We start from the raw sequence: 16,531 nt of genomic DNA, 5'->3' as shown, positions 1-16,531 counted from the left end.
GGCCATTTTAGCCTGATTATCTCCAGGCCTCCAGAGAGTACCTGTCCTGCACCCGCTCGACAGGGCGGCTCTAGCAGGAGGAGAACGAAGGTGGATGGAGACACAAGCAAGGTTGCGATCGTCACCGGCGCGTCCCGAGGGATCGGCGCTGCGATCGCGAAGCGGCTTGCGGCGGACGGCTTCACCGTCGTCATCAATTATGCCGGACGTGCGGCGGAAGCCGAGGCGCTGGTGTCCAAGATTGATGCGGCCGGCGGCAAGGTCATCGCCGCCCAGGCCGACATCAGTGACCCAGCCGCTGTGGCCCGCATGTTCGATGCGGCGCAGACTGCGTTCGGCGGCGTCGACGTGCTGGTCAACAATGCCGGCATCATGAAGCTGGCGAGCATCGCCGACAGCGACGATGCCTTGTTCAACTCCCAGGTGGCGACTAATCTCAAGGGCAGCTTCAACACGCTACGGGAAGCGGCGAAGCGGCTGCGCTGGGGAGGACGGATCGTCAATCTCTCCTCCAGCGTCGTCGGCCTCTATCAGCCGACCTATGCGGTCTATGCCGCCACCAAGGCAGGCGTCGAGGCGATGACCCACGTCCTCGCCAAGGAGCTGCGGGGCCGGAACATCGCCGTCAACGCCGTCGCCCCCGGGCCGACCGCCACCGCATTGTTCCTCGACGGCAAACCGCAACAGGTGATCGAATCTCTCGCCAAGCTCGCGCCGCTGGAACGGCTCGGCCAGCCCGAGGACATCGCCAATGCCGTGGCCTTCCTCGCCGGACCCGACGGCGCTTGGATCAACGGCCAGGTGCTGCGGGTCAACGGCGGGATCATCTGAAACGCCAAACTCTCGGAGACTGAAGATGAAGCATGACCAGCTGGCGCTGAGCCGTCGTGAACTTTGGCTTGGTGGCCTCGGCGCAGTCACGGCGGCAGGCGCCATTCTTCCGCTTACCGGATCATCAGCCGCTGATCTGCCCGCGCCAGGTCCCGGTTGCGCTGGCGACAACCGCAGGAGCGTGGAGATCGTTGAAGCCTTCTGGCACGAGGTCTGGCAGGGCCTCAACCCGGATGCCATCGACCGACTCGTCCACAGCGATTTCGTCATCACGTCGGGCGGCAACGACATCGTCGGCCGAGAGAAGTTCAAGGCGTGGGTGCGGCGCTTCCAGTCGGAGGTGAACGACTTTCGGTTCTACATCGTCGAGACCTTCCAGAATCAAGATGGGAGCAGGGTTACTTCGCGCTGGCGAGTGACCGGCCGCAACAACGGCCTGATGAACACCAGGCCGAACGATGCGCCCTTCGAGATGTTCGGTACCGCCGTCCTTGAAGTGGGGCCGGACGGCCTGCTGAACGTAGTGTCCACGCGGACCCGTGCCGACACGAAACCCTGTCACCCCGGCTGAGACGCCAATGCCGCTCTCGACAGGTTGAAGCGGAATGGCCCAGCCTTGATGGATTTACGAATGTAGAACGGCACAAGGGTCCTCCCGTTAGCTCACTCGCAGCCGATGCCATCCCCGTCCCGGTCCAGGTGACGCCCATATCCCGGATCGCCGCTGTAGACTGACGCAGCACCCGCTGCTCGAGCTGCACTACAGTTGGCATAAGAAGCTGAGGCCCGTCGGCCGCTGTTGCTGCTGATTGACGCCTTCGCCTTCGCAGTCCCGGCGCTCGGCCCACTGTGGCAGTGCCTTCCGCCGTGTTACGGTCATTATGGCAGCCGTCCGCCGCCAGCCCTCCGCCATGTGCGACAGCAGGCGAAGCTACAGAGAATTGCGCGATGGCACACTGACAGTGCCGGCGAGGCCGAATTTGAGCGCATGCGTTGCCCGCTTTGAGTGCGCAGCTCTATGGCAAGCAACCCTAAGCAATCTCGCGTTCTGGACAGCTGACAGCGATGTCATTATGTCCGGGGCGCAAGCGGCTCGCGCAGTTCAAGCCGCGGCGGGGAGAGGAAGCAGGTATGTGGAAGCTGGCGTTGATGGCCGGGATTGCGCTCGCGGGCGTGGGCGGGGGAACTGCTTCGGCACAAGTCGTGGCGATCGACAGCGGCCGAGTCGAGGGCGCGACCGAGGGCGGCATCTCCTCGTGGAAAGGCATCCCTTTCGCGCAGCCGCCGGTTGGCGACTTGCGCTGGCGTGCCCCGCAGCCGGTGAAGCCGTGGCAGGGGGTGCGGCAGGCGACGGCGTTCAGCAACGATTGCATGCAGATCCCGTTCGCGCGGGACGCTGCCCCGCTCGGCACTCCGCCGGCGGAAGACTGCCTCTACGTGAACGTCTGGCGGCCGGCCGGCGCCCAGCCCGGCGACAAGCTGCCGGTGATGTTCTGGATCTACGGCGGCGGATTGGTGAACGGCGGCGCTTCTCCGGCAGTCTACGACGGGTCCGAGCTGGCGCGGCAGGGCGTTGTGCTGGTCAGCTTCAACTACCGCCTCGGACGGTTCGGGTTCTTCGCTCACCCGGCGCTGACCGAGGCGAACGAGGACAACGGCCTGCTCGGCAACTACGGCTATCTCGACCAGATCGCCGCACTGGACTGGGTCCAGCGCAATATCGCCGCTTTCGGCGGGGATCCGAACAATGTCACGGTGTTCGGCGAGAGTGCGGGCGGCGGCTCCGTGAGCATGATGATGGCTTCGCCGATGGCGCGGGGCAAGTTCCACAAGGCGATCGTGATGTCGGGTGGCGGGCGGCGGCTGCGCGCCGAGCTGCCGGTCCGATCGGAAGCCGGGCCTGACGGGGAGGACGCCGGGCTCGGCTTCGCTCAGTGGGCCGGCGTCGAAGGGACGGGGCCGGAGGCGCTGGCAAAGCTCCGCGCATTGCCGGCCGAAAAGGTGGTCGCGGGGATCGGCATCGCCCAGAAGCCTGTCGCTCCGAGCTCCGGGCCGCTGGTCGACGGGTTCCTGCTGCAAGCTCCGCCGCCGGACGTGTACCGGGCCGGCAACGCTGCTCCGGTGCCGTTCATGGCCGGCGCGAACACCGCCGACATCGGCTTCGCACCGCCGGCGGAAGGCGATCTGTTCGAAGCGCGTTTCGGCCAGTTCGCGCAGCAGGCGCGCGAAGCTTACGCCGGGTTTGACGGGAAAGAGCTGGAGGCGGCGATCAATGCCGATGCCGGGATGGTCGAGCCGGCGCGACACATGGTCCAGCAGATGACCAAGGCGGGGCAGCCCGCCTGGCATTACCGCGCGGGGTATGTGCCGCAAGCGATGCGCGCGGAGTGGCCCGGGCTGCCTCACGCGACGGAGATCCCGTTCTTCTTCAAGACGATCGAGGCACGCTATCCCGGCGAGACGACGCCGGAGGACCATGCGATGGCGGCGACCATGAGCGCCTACTTCGTCAACTTCGCCCAGACCGGCAATCCGAATGCCGCAACTTTGCCGCAGTGGCCGGTCTATGACGACGAGAGCCGGCCGGTCATGCTGTTCGGGATGAGCGAAGCGCAGGGTGGCCCCGACCCGTGGCGCGCGCGTCTGGACGTGACCGAGGCCGCCAGCGAGCAGCGGGCTGCCGCGGGCGAGTAGGCCCCAGTTCGGCGGCATAGGAGAATGAAGTTGGTGCGTTCTTTCGTGAAGCCCCTCGCGGCGGGTGCCGCGCTGCTGGTGTCGGCAGCCTGCGTGCAGAGCGGGGTGCCGGAGTCCGCGCTCGGCGCGTCGCCGCCTCTGGACGCGCGGGTGAAGCCGCTGCTGAGGGTCGGAGGGCTTCAGTTCCGCGATCTCAACCGGGACGGGACGCTGAACGCCTACGAGGACTGGCGCCTGCCGGCGGAGCAGCGGGCGGAGGACCTGGTCGGCCGCATGACGGTGGCCGAGAAAGTCGGCGCGCTGATGCATTCGACCTTGCCGGGGAAGGGCGGGGTGCTCGGGCGCGCCGACGGCTACGACCTCGAAGCTCTGTCCAGGCTCGTGGGGGAGAAGCATGTCACCAGCTTCATCACGCGCCTGACGCTCGCGCCCGCGGAGCTCGCCGCGCAGAACAACGCGGTGCAGGAGCTGGCGGAGGGCAGCCGGCTCGGCATCCCGCTGACGATCAGCACCGACCCGCGCAGCCACTTCCAATATGTTCTTGGCGCGGCGGAAAGCGGCACGGGTACGACCCAGTGGCCCGAGCTGCTCGGCTTCGCCGCCCTGCGCGATCCCGAACTCGTCAGGCGCTTCGGCGATATCGCCCGCAAGGAATACCGCGCTGTCGGCATCCACATGGCGCTGTCCCCGCAGCTCGATCTCGCGACCGAGCCGCGCTGGGGCCGCACCAGCGGCACGTTCGGCAGCGATGCGGAGCTGACCAGCGTGCTCGGCGGCGCTTACGTTGCCGGACTGCAGGGCGGAAGCGAGGGACTGCAGGCGAATGGCGTGGCGACCGTGGTCAAGCACTGGGTCGGCTACGGGGCGCAGCCCGAGGGCTTCGACGCGCACAACTACTATGGCCGCTTCGCCCGGCCCGGCGCTGCGCTGGCGTTGCATGTCGCGGCCTTCCGCGGTGCCTTCCAGGCCAAGGCCGCCGGGCTGATGCCGGCTTACCCGATCCTGGTCGGCGCTACGCTAGATGGCGAGCCGATCGAGGAGGTCAGCCCCGGGTTCAGCCGGCAGATCCTGACCGATGTCCTGCGCGGCCGGCTCGCATACGACGGGCTCGTGCTGTCCGATTGGGCGATCACGCGCAATTGTAACGAGCGCTGCCGCGCCCCCACGGCGGAAGCTCCGCAGCGGCCGGAGGATATCTCCACCGCGTGGGGTGTCGAAGATCTCACCGTACGGCAGCGCTATGTGAAGGGGCTCCAGGCCGGCCTGGACCAGTTCGGCGGGACCGATGAGGTCGCGCCGCTGGTCGAAGCGGTTCAGGCTGGCGAGATCTCCGCGAGCCGGCTCAATGAGTCGGTCCGGCGCGTGCTGATCCCGAAGTTCCGCCTGGGTCTGTTCGAGAACCCTTACGTCGATCCGGCCCAGGCCGACGCCCTGATCGCCACGCCCGACGATCTCGCCCTCGCCGCCAAAGTCCAGCGCGAGGCGCAAGTGCTGCTGCAGGATCGCGGAACCTGGCCAGCCGCAGGCAAGAAGGTCTGGCTGTTCGGAATGGACCGGGCGGCGGCGGAAAGCGCCGGTCTGACCGTGGTGAGCGACCCCGCCGATGCCGATTTCGCCATCGTGCGTTCGGAAGCGCCTTCGGAGATGCTGCACCCGAACCACTTCTTCGGCAGCCGCTACAAGGAAGGGCGGCTCGACTTCCGCGACGGCGATACGGCGTACGAGGCGCTCAGGCAGGCGAGCCGGCATGTGCCCACGGCGCTGGCGATCTTCCTCGACCGGCCGGCTATCCTCACCAACGTGCAGGACAAGGCGGCGGTGATCCTCGCGAACTTCGGGGCGAGCGACGCAGCGGTGCTCGACGTGCTGCTCGGGAAAGCAGTGGCGCGCGGCACATTGCCGTTCGAGCTGCCGCGTTCCATGGCTGCGGTCGAGGCTCAGGACCCGGGTATTCCGGACGACAGCGTGGAACCGCTCTATTCCCGCGGTGCGGGCATCGTGAGAAAGTAAGGCGACAGACATGGCCATTGCTCCCCAGATCTCCTCCTCGACCGACCCGCTGCCGCTGGAGGACGAGGGGACCCACGTGAACGCGCCGGGGCTGCCGCCCTTCGTGTTCGCGCTGTTCTTCATCTTCGGCGGAATCACTTCGCTCAACGACGTGCTGATCCCGAAGCTCAAGGAGCTGTTCACGCTTAGCTACTTCGAAGCGATGCTGATCCAGTCAGCGTTCTTCGGGGCGTACCTGCTGGTCTCGCTGCCGGGTGCGGCGCTGGTGAAGCGGATCGGCTACATGCGCGGGGCAGTGGTCGGGCTGCTGACGATGATGGCCGGCTGCCTGCTGTTCATCCCCGCCTCGCAAACCGCCGTCTACGGGCTGTTCCTGCTGGCCCTGTTCGTGCTGGCGAGCGGCGTCACCATCGTCCAGGTCGTCGCCAATCCGCTGATCTCGCTGCTCGGGCCGGCGCGCACCGCGCACAGCCGGCTGACGTTCGCCCAGGCGTTCAACTCGCTGGGCACGACGGTCTTTCCGTACTTCGGCTCGATCCTGATCCTGGGCAGCCTCGCGACCGTGAGCGCGGCGGAACTCTCCGGCCCAGCCCTGCGGGCGTATCAGACCGCCGAGAGCCAGGCGATCGTCAACGGCTACCTCGGCCTCGCCCTGGCGCTGGCTGTGGTGGCAGGCGCCGTGTGGCTGTTCCGCCATCGCCTGCAGGGAGAGCGGCACGAGCCCGGGAACCTTCTCGGCGGGTTCCAGCTCCTGAAGCGGCCGCGGTTCGGCTACGGCGCAGCGTCGATCTTTCTTTACGTCGGGGCCGAAGTCGCGATCGGCTCCCTGATCGTCAACTACCTGATGCAAGCCGACGTGCTCGACCTCGGCGAAGAAGCGGCGGGCAAGCTGATCGCGCTCTACTGGGGCGGGGCGCTGGTCGGGCGCTTCATCGGATCGGGCATCTTGCGGGTCGTGAGCCCAGGGAAGGTGCTGGCTTTCAACGCCCTTGCCGCCATCGCGCTGATTGCCATCTCGGCCAATACGACCGGGGTCGTATCGGGATACTCGCTGCTCGCCGTCGGCCTGATGAACTCGATCATGTTCCCGACGATCTTCACCCTGGCGAGCGAGGGTCTCGGCCCCCGCGCGGCCGACGGATCGGGGGTGATCTGCGTCGCCATCGTGGGCGGCGCGGTGATCCCACCGCTCACCGGCTGGCTGGCCGACATCTCCGGCAGCCTCGCCTTCGCGCTGATCCTGCCGGCGCTCTGCTACGCGCTCATTGCCGGTTTCGGGATGTTCGCCAGGAGGCCGCTGGGGAAGGCCGCATGAGCGATGCCGTTCGTACCCGCATCACCATGGAAGACGTCGCCGAGCGGGCCGGCGTCTCGCTCAAGAGCGTCTCGCGCGTGGTCAACGGCGAAGCCCACGTCTCGGAGAAGCTGCGCGCGAAAGTGACCGCGGCGGTCGAGGCGCTCGGCTACGTGCCGGACGTCGCGGCGCGCTCACTGGCAGGGTCCCGGTCGTTCGTGGTCGGCGTGCTGTTCGACAACCCCTCGCCGAACTACAACATGAAGGTCCAGGCGGGCGCCTACGAAGCCTGCCGGGACGCGGGCTATCACCTGCGGATCGACGAGATCGATTCCAGCTGTTCGGACGAAGAGCTGGCCGCCCAGATCGGCGCGGTCCTGCAGAAGGGGCGCTGCGACGGCTTCGTGCTGACGCCCCCGCTCGCGGACGACCCGCGCGTGCTCGGCATGCTGGAGCGGGAGCGGAAGCGTTACGTGCGCATCGCTCCGGTGCTCGATCCGGAGCGGTCCAGCGCGGTCGAGACGGACGACTTCCAGGCAGCGGGCGAGGTAGCCAGCCTGTTCCGCCGCCTGGGTCACAAGCGCATCGGCCTGGTGAACGGGCCGGAGAGCCACGGGCGCGCCGCGCACCGGCGCGAGGGCTTCCTTCAGGAATTGCGCCTGCTCGATCCCGAGGCGATCGTGTGCGAAGAATTCGGCGACTTCACGTTCTACAGCGGCATACAGGCCGGCAAGCGCCTGCTCAGGGCCTGCGAGCCGCCGTTGGCGGTGTTCGCGACCAACGACGACATGGCGGCGGGGGTGATGAACGCAGCGCAGCAGATGGGCTATCGCGTGCCGCAGGACGTTTCCGTGTGCGGCTTCGACGACGGCATCATCGCGACGACCGTCTGGCCCTACCTCACCACGATACACCAGCCAATCGCGCGGATGGCCTTCGCCGCCGTCAGGATGCTGATCGACGGCGTGGAGGAGACGCCGGTGACGCAGCGGATCGGCTCGCATCTCGTGGAGCGGGACTCGGTGGCCCCTCCCGGCGCGCGCTGACCGGACGCGCCGCCGGGCAGGCTCACTCCACGCTGGTGAGCCGGCTGCGGAGGAAATCGAGCAGCGCGATCACGCTCGGCTTCGCGGCTTTCTGGGTGGACACTTGCGCCTTGATCCACATCGGCGGCGGACGGTACCGCGGCAGGACCGCGTGGAGCGTACCGGCCGCGAGATCGTCCTCGACCAGGAACGACGGGAGGACGGCGATGCCGAGGCCCCGGCGAACGGATTCGCGCAGGACGATCGTGTCGTTCACCGCCAAGCGCGGCTTCACGGTGATCCCGAAGTCCCCTTCGTCGCTGTAGAAGTGCCAGGTCTTGCCGTGGAGCAGCGAAACCAGACAGCGATGCTGGACCACCTCGCGCGGATGGTCCGGGCATCCGTGCTGCTCCACATAGGCGCGGCTGGCATAGGCGGCGCACGGATAGGGCATCAGCGGGTAGTCGCGAATATTCTCATGCGTCGAGGGCCGAGCCCCGACCGTGAGATCGCAGCTCCGCGCGAGCGGATTGTCGAGCCGGTCGGTCAGGCGAAGATCGAGATCGACCGCCGGGTACTGCGTCAGGAAGTCGCAGAAGATCGGCCCCAGGATCATCGCCGTGACCGAACCCGGCGCCTCCACCCGTAAAAGGCCGCTGATCTCATCCCGGGAGGCGTCGCGCATGTCGTCGTATTCGGCCACCAGCTTCATGCAGCGGGGCAGGAGGCGGGTGCCTTCGTCGGTCAGCCGCAGGTCCCGGGTGGAGCGGTGGAACAGCGGAACCCGGAACTCGTGCTCCAGCTGACCGATGCGCTTCGACACGACGGACGGTGAGATCGAGAACGAGCGCGCGGCGGCTGCGAAGCTACCCAGGCGGGCGGCGGCCACGAACGTGCGGACGTTGAGCAGGTTATCCATTGTTCTCGAATCGTGAATGCTGAAGTCGCACCAAGCACTATTCCGGTTATATCGCGATTGGCCTACGCAAAAGGGTGAGATCGACCAGAAATATGGCGATCCGATGGGAGAGAGAGCAGGTCATGATCGAAACCGTCACAGGTACGCGTGTATCCGCCTGGGCCCTGGCTATCGCAACATGCGCGATGAGCTTCGCCCCCGCCAGCGCACAAGACGAAGCCGCTGAAGCAAGCGCCGCTGCCGCCGCTGACGCCGATGCTAACGCCGATGCATCCGCGGGAAGCACGGGCCAGGCGATCGTGGTCACCGGGTCGCGCATCCGGTCCAGCTTCGACCAGCCGACCCCGGTCACCATGCTCGACGCGGAGCGGCTCGATCAGCGGGGCATCACCAACGTCGGTGACGCGCTGAACGAGCTTCCTTCGTTCAGCCCCACCCAGTCGCCGGCCACCGCGGGCCTCACGCCCGGCCCCGGGCTGAACGTGGGCGGCCGTATCCTCGATCTCCGCGGGCTCGGCGCCGTCCGGACGCTGACCCTGGTCGACGGGAAGAGGTTCGTTCCATCGACGACCCAGGCCACCGTCGATACGAACATGATCCCTTCGATCCTTCTGTCGCGAGCCGAAGTGGTCACCGGGGGCGCCTCCGCAGTCTATGGCTCCGACGCCGTTACCGGCGTGGCCAACCTTATCCTCAATCGCGACCTCACCGGCTACCGGGTGAACGGCCAGCTCGGCATCACCGACAAGGACGACAACTTCACGCGGCAGATCGGCGCGGCCGGTGGCTGGGACATCGCCTCCAACCTGCACCTCGTCGTCGGCGGCGAGTGGGAGAAGGCGGACGGCATCGATGCGTGCCGTGAGCGCGACTGGTGCGTCGACGGCTTCACCATCGTCGGCCGCAATCCGCTGAGGGCCGGGCAGCAGCCAACGATCCCCGCCACCCTGATCGTACCCAACGCTTCAGTCTGGTCCGCCGATTTCCAGGGCGTCACCACGCCCCCGGCAAGTGCGTTCGTGGGGAGGGACCTGCCTGCCCTGCGGCCGATCGACGGCATCACATTCAACAACGACGGAACGCCGCGCCGCTATCAGTTCGGTTCCTATGCGAACCGCATCTGGATGATCGGCGGCGAGACCGGCACGCCTGCCGAAGAAAACGTCTACTTCGACTTCCCGATCGTGTCGCCGACCGAACGCTACAGCACGATGGGACTTCTGACGTACGATCCGACCCCGGATCTCTCGCTCGAGCTTGGGGTCACGCTGGGTGGCAGCGAGGGGCGGCACCGCAGCACCGCCTACCGAAACATCGCGCTGGAAATCCAGAGCGACAACCCCTTCATCCCGCGCTCGTCCGACCCGACGCTCGACATCCCCACGATCCTTGCGCAGAGCGGGGCGACCAGCTTCACCCTGGGCAAAGGGTTCGACGATGTCGGACCTGTGCAGATCGAGGCGAAGAACCGGGTGTTCCGCATCGTCGGCGGTGCCGAGTATCAGATCGGCGGAGGCTGGGTCGTCGACGGGTACTACCAGTTCGGGCGCAACAAATTCCGCAGCGACCTGCGGAACAACACGATCACCGCGAACATCCTTCGGGCGCTCGACGCCACGACCTTGAACGGGCAGCCGGTCTGCCGGGTGAACGCAGATGCCAATCCGAACAACAACGATCCGAACTGCGTTCCGCTGAACCCGTTCGGCTATGCCAACGGCCCGCTTTTCGCGGCGGCTGCGGACTACGTCACCGCCGACGGGTTCCAGACCAGCGTCACCAAGCAGCACGTGCTGGCCGCGAACATCGCCGGCACGCTGTTCGAAATGCCCGGCGGACCGGTCGGCGTCGCTTTCGGCGCTGAGTTCCGGAACGACAGCCTCACCGGCGATACCGATCCGATCTCCAAGACCGGCGGGTTCTTCAATGCCGGCAACGGCTCGGCCATCTCCGGCGAGATCCAGGTTCTCGAAGGCTACGGCGAAATCGACGTTCCGCTGCTGCGCGACGTGGCCTTCGCCAGCGAACTGGGTGTCAGCGCGGCCGTCCGCCAGACCCACTACAAGCGGTCGAGCGACTTCGCGGATTCGTCGGAAGTCGACGCGACGACCTGGAAGCTCGGCGCCGTCTGGGCCCCGATCGAAGCCGTGCGCTTCCGGGTGACCCGCTCGCGCGATATCCGCGCTCCCAACATCCCGGAGCTCTTCGGGCCGCAAACCATAAGGACCGGTATCCTGACCGACGTCGGCAACGGCGGCGTCCAGGTAATCGTGCCGATCACGAGCGGCTCCAACCCCGAACTGAGGCCGGAGAAAGCCGATACGTTCACCGCCGGCGTGGTCATTCAGCCGACGGGCGGATTCCTGAGCCGGTTCCGCGCTTCGATGGACTATTACGACATCGACATCGCCGACGCGATCGGCGTGCTGGGCCAGCAGAACATCGTGCAGCGCTGCGCCGACGGCGACGCCCTGAGCTGTTCGCTGGTGACTCGCGATGCCAACAACAACGTCACCAACATCCAAGACACCGTCCAGAACGTGAACCGCCTGATCGCGCGGGGCATCGATTTCCAGCTGAACTACAGGCAGCCGCTGGGAGCCGACAATGCGCTCAACCTGGTGGTGCTGGCGAACTATGCCGACGACCTGATCACGGTGGACGCGGTCGGCGCCACCGAGCGTGCCGGCCAGACCGGCCTGCGTGGCGGTACGCCCCCGGGCGTGCCGGACTGGACCGTCGACGCGACTGCCAGCCTCGACATCGGGGAGAGCTTCACGTTCAACACGCACGTGCGCTGGATCAACAGCGGGTTCTTCTTCCCCACGTTCGTCGAGCCGGGCGATCCCGACTTCGCGTTCACGAACCCGAACAGCGCCAACACCAACTCGGTCCCGTCGCGCACTTACGTCGATCTCATGGCCACTTACCGGATGGACCTGGGCTTCGCCGAACGGACGGAGATCTACTTCGGCGTGGACAACGTCTTCGACCAGGATCCGCCCAAGTTCCCGGGTGCGAACGGCGCCGGCAACAACGTGCTGTTCAACCCGATCGGGCGCTTCTTCAAGGGCGGCGTCCGCGCCAAGTTCTGACGATGGCGCGCCGGCCGGGTCCACGGATCCGGCCAGCGCTTTCGGTTGGCCGGGGCGGCGACTGGCTTGGGAATCCCAGCCTGCCCGTCCGGCTACATTCCGCACCTAACGAAAGGTCTCGCACTTGAAACTCCGCAGCATCGCCGCAAACTCGCCGGTCCGCCGCGCACACTGGCAGGCGCTGGGCCTGAGCGAGGAAGACTTGCTCAAGCCGAAGATCGCCGTGGTCAATTCGTCGTCCGAGCTGGCGGTGTGCTTCGCCCATCTCGATGGCGTGGCCAAAGTGGTGAAGGAAGCGATCCGCGAAGCCGGCGGCGTTCCCTTCGAAGTCCGCACGACCGCTCCTTCGGACTTCATCACCGGCGCGGCCAAGACCGGGAGCTACATCCTCGGGGCGCGCGATCTCGTGACCAACGACATCGAGGCGCAAGTCGAGGCGGCCCTGCTCGACGGGATGGTGTGCCTGACGAGCTGCGACAAGACCCCTCCGGGCCACCTGATGGCGGCGATGCGGCTGAATATCCCCACGCTCCTGGTCATCGGCGGATACCAGGCGTCCGGCATGATCGACGGCGATCACGTGGATATCGAGGACCTGTTCTCCGGCGGCGTGCGCGAGGCGCTGGGCGGAGAGATGAAGCACTCGGTCGCGGACATGACCAAGCAGGCGGTGCGCGGCCCGGGCGTCTGCGCCGGCATGGCCACGGCGAACACGATGCACTGCGTGGTCGAGGCGCTCGGCATGTGCATGCCGGGATCGGCGCCGGTCCGGGCGAACAGCGAGAAGATGTTCGATTTCGCGCGCGCTGCCGGGCGCCGCATCGTCGGCATGGTCGAAGAGGACCTGACGCCGCGCAAGATCATGACCGAAGGCGCGTTCCGCAATGCCGCGGCGATGGTCCTGGCGGTGTCCGGTTCCATCAACGCGATCAAGCATCTGCAGGCGACCGCCACCGAGGGCGGGCTGCCGGTCGATCTCTATGCGATCTGGGACGAGATGGGCCGCAAGGTGCCGACCCTGTCGGCGGTGCGCCCGAACGGCGCGGTCCGCATCGAACAGTTCGAAGATGCCGGCGGCGCGCGGGCGATGCTCAAGCAGCTCGAGCCCGTGCTCGACCTGGATGTGCTGGTCGCTTCGGGCAAGCCGATGTCCGAGGACCTGGCAGATGCTGCAGTGGGTGACGCCGATATCATTCGCCCGCTCGAGAGGCCGATCTCCGATGGCCCATCGATCGCCATCCTGAAGGGCTCGCTCGCGCCGGAAAGCGCCGTGGTGAAGCTCGGCATCAGGGACGGATCGCGGCCGGAGAGCTTTGCCGGCACCGCCCGGGTGTTCGAAAGCACGCAGGCTGCGATGGCGGCGATCTCCGAAGGCAAGATCCAGAAGGGCGATGTCATGGTCCTGCGCGGGCAAGGGCTGAAGGGCGGACCCGCCATGGGAGGCGGCGCGTCCTTCGTCCTGTTCGGGATCGACGCTGCCGGGCTGGCCAAGGACGTGGCGATGGTCACCGACGGGCAGCTGTCCGGCCTGTGCCTCAAGGGCCTAACGGTCGCCGAAGTCGCGCCCGAGGCGGCGGCGGGCGGCCCGATCGGCAAAGTGCGCGACGGCGACCGGATCGAGATCGATCTCGACACCAGGCGCATCGACCTGATGGTTCCGGCCGAGGAACTGGCCGGCAGGGACGCGGTCGGCACGGATTTCCCTGTCCATGCAGATGGTTGGCTTGGGATATACCGCGAGATCGTTCAGCCGATGTCCACCGGTGCCGTTCTAGTCGATGTGAAGAGGTAGGCCATGGTCATGCGGCTGAGCGATGAAGAAAAGGCAATGCGCGACGGCGCGCAGGGCCAGGCTGTCGCCAAGGCGATGGACCTGCTGATCCGCTACGGAGAGGCGCTGGGCGCCGAGGACTTCGTCTACACCGACAACATCGCCGGGGTTCCCGGTTCCTCCCCAAAATGGGTGAAGGAGTACTACGCGGCGGACGGCGGCGACTACCGCGCCGTGTTCTCCCGCTTCGACCTCGATTCCGACGAAGTGGTCGACGTGCCGCGGATCCAGGGCTTCAGCTGCCACCTCCAGGGTGGAATGGACCCCGAGCTCTGGCGCGAGCAGGGCATGACCGAGGAGGCGTTCGCCAACTTCCAGGCGGACGAGCAGGAAGTCGCCGGCCACGGCATTCAGGTGCTGAAGACTTGCACGCCCTATCTGGCCGGCAACGTGCCGGTGATGGGCGAACACTGCGCCTGGATGGAATCCAGCGCGGTGGTGTTCTGCAACTCGGTCATCGGCGGGCGCACCAACTGCGAAGGGCGCGAATCCACCAGCGCGGCGATGCTGGCCAAGCGGGTCCCAAACTGGGGCTTCCATCGGGACGAATTCCGCAAAGGGCAGCACCTGATCCAGGTGGAAACGCCGGTGGACTCGGTCTTCGAGTGGGGCATGCTCGGCTATTTCACCGGCGCCGCCGTGGAGGATGCGATCCCCGTGCTCGACGGCGCGATCTCCGACCCTGCGCTGATCAAGCACAAGCACTTCGGCGCGGCCGCCGCGTCCTCGGGCGGGGTCGAGATGTACCACATGGCCGGCATCACGCCGGAAGCGCCGAGCGTGGAGGCGGCGTTCGGCGGCGCGCCCAAAGGCGAGCGTTTCACTTATGGTCCGAATGAGCGGCGCGCGATCTACGAGCGGCTCAACGCCATCGGCGAGAGCCGCGACGTGGATTACGTCATGCTCGGCTGCCCGCACTACTCGGCCGAGCAACTCGCCGAAGCCGCGCGCCTGCTCGAAGGCCGCCGCGTGCACGAGAACAGCAGCCTGTGGATCTTCACCAGCCGCGCGGTGAAGGCGACCGCCGAAGCCAGCGGCTATGCCGACGTCATCCGCAAGGCCGGGGCGCACCTGATGACCGACACCTGCTCGGCGATCAGCCAGGCCGTGCCGCCAGGCACCAGGGTGGCGGCGTTCGACAGCGCCAAGCAGACCCACTACCTCCCCGCGATCATGGGCATCGAAGGATGGTTCGGCACGACGCAGGACTGCATCGATGCCGCTTGCACCGGGCGTTGGGAAGGGAGGCTGAATTGATGGCGACTTTGGCGACGAGGGCGCCCGACGTGCTGATCCGCGGCCGCACGGTGGTCGGTGGCGTGACTGAGGGAGAAGCTCTCGTGACGCACCAGACGATCTCCGGCTGGGGCGGCGTCAACCCGATGAAGGGCGAGGTGATCGAGAACCGCCACGAGCTGCAGGGCCGCAGCTTCGCCGGCAAGATCCTGGTCTTTCCTGGGGCCAAGGGCTCCTCCGGGTGGTCGGCCGTGTTCCACACTACGCGGCTGACCGGAAAGGCCCCGCTCGGCCTGCTGTTCAACATCATGACCACCAAGGCCGCCCTCGGCGCCGTGGTGCTGCGCGTGCCCAGCATGACTGATTTCGACAGCGACCCGCTGGAGCACATCGAGACCGGCGACTGGGTGCGGATCGATGCCGACAGCGGCACTGTCGCGGTGTGGAAGGGCGGACGGCCCTGACGGCCGGTAGGAGATACGAAGTGAGCGACAACGACCGCAAGGACGATCTTCCCCGCATGAAGCGGATCGAAGGGCACAGCGAGGACCGCTTCCTCGGCTCCGACGTGTTCGAGAGCACGCGCCACACGCTGCCGCCGCCGCGGCGCGGGGGCACGGTGCGCGAGGATGCGCGCGAGATCGACGTCTACCACAAGTGCGACGTGGTGGTGATCGGCGGCGGCCCGGCGGGCTGCGCGGCGGCCTGGGCCGCGGCGAAGGCCGGGGCCGACGTGACCCTGGTCGAGCGCTACAACTGCCTCGGCGGGCTTTCCACCGGCGGGCTGGTCATGTGGATCGACCGCATGACCGACTGGCAGGGCAACCACGTGATCCAGGGCTTCGCACGGCATTTCATCGACCGCATGCCGCCCGAAGCCGTCGCCGGTCCGCCGCGCGAGGACTGGGGCAGCCAGGACCAGACGAAAGTCGGCTACTGGGGCCAGCGGACCACCGCCTTCCACGGCATCGTCCAGTGGGCCCCAACGCTCGATCCCGAGCGGATGAAATTGAACAACCAGGAGATGCTGCTCGAAGCCGGGGTGCGGATCGTGTTCCACGCCTGGGCCGCGCGCCCGATCGTCGAGGACGGGATCGCCAAAGGCGTGGTGTTCGAGAGCAAGGCCGGGCGCCAGGCGCTCATGGCCAAAGTCGTGGTCGACACCACCGGCGACGGCGACATGTTCGCCCGTGCCGGGGCGGCGTTCGACACCGACATCGAGGAAGGCGACGTCCACCATTCGATGAACACCGGCTGGGTGCTCGGCGGGGTCGACATGAACCGCTGGATCAACTGGAAGGTGCTCTACCCCGAGCAGCTGCGCGAGTTCATGGCCAGGGGCCGGGAGGAGCTCGGCTTCTTCCAAACGCCGTACGTCAGCTGGCGGCCGGACATCGCGCTGTTCCTCGGGCCCCGCCAGTCGGGCCTATCGGCGCTCGATCCTGACGACATGACCGAAGTCGAGATCCGCAGCCACCGCCTGATGGAAGGGCACTGCCAGTTCTTCCGCAAGCATGCGCCCGGCTTCGAGAGCGTCTACAGCCTGCAGAGCGCCAGCCAGCTCGGCGTGCGGCACACGCGGCGGCTGGCGGGCCT

13 protein-coding genes are annotated in these 16,531 nt (G+C 67.1%); 11 read left to right on the top strand and 2 right to left on the bottom strand.

Features of this window, described 5'->3' with window-relative positions:
- Positions 1 to 90: 90 nt before the first annotated feature.
- Entirely contained in the window at positions 91 to 831 is a 741-nt protein-coding gene (locus tag GRI75_RS12495) for an SDR family oxidoreductase (protein WP_160747329.1), read from the top strand.
- A 25-nt stretch (positions 832 to 856) separates the two neighbouring features.
- On the top strand, positions 857 to 1,402 hold the full coding sequence (locus tag GRI75_RS12490) for an ester cyclase (RefSeq protein WP_160747328.1): 546 nt from the start codon (positions 857 to 859) through the stop codon (positions 1,400 to 1,402).
- Positions 1,403 to 1,494: 92 nt separating this feature from the next.
- Here GRI75_RS12490 and GRI75_RS14780 read toward each other — a convergent pair whose 3' ends face one another.
- The gene (locus GRI75_RS14780) at positions 1,495 to 1,641 is read right to left on the bottom strand and encodes an excalibur calcium-binding domain-containing protein (protein ID WP_160747447.1); all 147 of its coding nucleotides are present in this window, start codon (positions 1,639 to 1,641) and stop codon (positions 1,495 to 1,497) included.
- Positions 1,642 to 1,962: 321 nt separating this feature from the next.
- On the opposite strand from GRI75_RS14780, the gene GRI75_RS12480 reads away from it, so the two are divergent.
- From GRI75_RS12480 to GRI75_RS12465, 4 genes are read left to right on the top strand one after another with little or no spacing between them, the layout of a single operon-like run.
- Complete coding sequence (locus tag GRI75_RS12480) at positions 1,963 to 3,525, top strand: carboxylesterase/lipase family protein (RefSeq protein ID WP_160747327.1); 1,563 nt, start codon at positions 1,963 to 1,965, stop codon at positions 3,523 to 3,525.
- 33 nt (positions 3,526 to 3,558) lie between these two features.
- On the top strand, positions 3,559 to 5,535 hold the full coding sequence (locus tag GRI75_RS12475; protein WP_328597989.1) for a glycoside hydrolase family 3 protein: 1,977 nt from the start codon (positions 3,559 to 3,561) through the stop codon (positions 5,533 to 5,535).
- 10 nt (positions 5,536 to 5,545) lie between these two features.
- The gene (locus GRI75_RS12470) at positions 5,546 to 6,850 is read left to right on the top strand and encodes a sugar MFS transporter (RefSeq protein WP_160747325.1); all 1,305 of its coding nucleotides are present in this window, start codon (positions 5,546 to 5,548) and stop codon (positions 6,848 to 6,850) included.
- Positions 6,847 to 7,875, top strand: a complete 1,029-nt coding sequence (locus GRI75_RS12465) for a LacI family DNA-binding transcriptional regulator (RefSeq protein ID WP_160747324.1) — start codon at positions 6,847 to 6,849, stop codon at positions 7,873 to 7,875. Before GRI75_RS12470 ends, GRI75_RS12465 begins: the two co-directional genes overlap by 4 nt.
- 22 nt (positions 7,876 to 7,897) lie before the next feature.
- On the opposite strand, the gene GRI75_RS12460 is transcribed toward GRI75_RS12465, so the two are convergent.
- Entirely contained in the window at positions 7,898 to 8,773 is an 876-nt protein-coding gene (locus tag GRI75_RS12460; protein ID WP_160747323.1) for a LysR family transcriptional regulator, read from the bottom strand.
- Positions 8,774 to 8,895: 122 nt separating this feature from the next.
- On the opposite strand from GRI75_RS12460, the gene GRI75_RS12455 reads away from it, so the two are divergent.
- From GRI75_RS12455 to GRI75_RS12435, 5 genes are all read left to right on the top strand, one after another.
- Positions 8,896 to 11,868, top strand: coding sequence for a TonB-dependent receptor domain-containing protein (locus GRI75_RS12455; protein WP_160747322.1), 2,973 nt, complete (start codon positions 8,896 to 8,898; stop codon positions 11,866 to 11,868).
- Positions 11,869 to 11,992: 124 nt separating this feature from the next.
- Complete coding sequence (locus tag GRI75_RS12450; RefSeq protein ID WP_160747321.1) at positions 11,993 to 13,660, top strand: dihydroxy-acid dehydratase; 1,668 nt, start codon at positions 11,993 to 11,995, stop codon at positions 13,658 to 13,660.
- 3 nt (positions 13,661 to 13,663) lie between these two features.
- Complete coding sequence (locus tag GRI75_RS12445) at positions 13,664 to 14,956, top strand: aconitase X (protein WP_235911491.1); 1,293 nt, start codon at positions 13,664 to 13,666, stop codon at positions 14,954 to 14,956.
- Entirely contained in the window at positions 14,956 to 15,399 is a 444-nt protein-coding gene (locus tag GRI75_RS12440; RefSeq protein ID WP_160747320.1) for an aconitase X swivel domain-containing protein, read from the top strand. Before GRI75_RS12445 ends, GRI75_RS12440 begins: the two co-directional genes overlap by 1 nt.
- A 20-nt stretch (positions 15,400 to 15,419) precedes the next feature.
- The coding region (locus GRI75_RS12435) for an FAD-dependent oxidoreductase (RefSeq protein ID WP_328597983.1) at positions 15,420 to 16,531 on the top strand (1,112 nt) is incomplete at its 3' end.

It is taken from the genome of Croceibacterium soli, assembly GCF_009828065.1.
In the GTDB taxonomy this organism is placed as follows: Bacteria; Pseudomonadota; Alphaproteobacteria; order Sphingomonadales; family Sphingomonadaceae; genus Croceibacterium_B; species Croceibacterium_B soli.
The sequence above is the reverse complement of the archived record's forward strand: the minus strand, read 5'-3'. Positions and strand labels throughout refer to the sequence as shown.

Bases quoted from the DNA above. Each gene is read 5' to 3' on its own strand.
- GRI75_RS12490 (WP_160747328.1), top strand. From the start codon at position 857: ATGAAGCATGACCAGCTGGCGCTGAGCCGTCGTGAACTTTGGCTTGGT.
- GRI75_RS12480 (WP_160747327.1), top strand. From the start codon at position 1,963: ATGTGGAAGCTGGCGTTGATGGCCGGGATTGCGCTCGCGGGCGTGGGC.
- GRI75_RS12470 (WP_160747325.1), top strand. From the start codon at position 5,546: ATGGCCATTGCTCCCCAGATCTCCTCCTCGACCGACCCGCTGCCGCTG.
- GRI75_RS12465 (WP_160747324.1), top strand. From the start codon at position 6,847: ATGAGCGATGCCGTTCGTACCCGCATCACCATGGAAGACGTCGCCGAG.
- GRI75_RS12460 (WP_160747323.1), bottom strand. From the start codon at position 8,773: ATGGATAACCTGCTCAACGTCCGCACGTTCGTGGCCGCCGCCCGCCTG.
- GRI75_RS12455 (WP_160747322.1), top strand. From the start codon at position 8,896: ATGATCGAAACCGTCACAGGTACGCGTGTATCCGCCTGGGCCCTGGCT.
- GRI75_RS12445 (WP_235911491.1), top strand. From the start codon at position 13,664: ATGGTCATGCGGCTGAGCGATGAAGAAAAGGCAATGCGCGACGGCGCG.
- GRI75_RS12440 (WP_160747320.1), top strand. From the start codon at position 14,956: ATGGCGACTTTGGCGACGAGGGCGCCCGACGTGCTGATCCGCGGCCGC.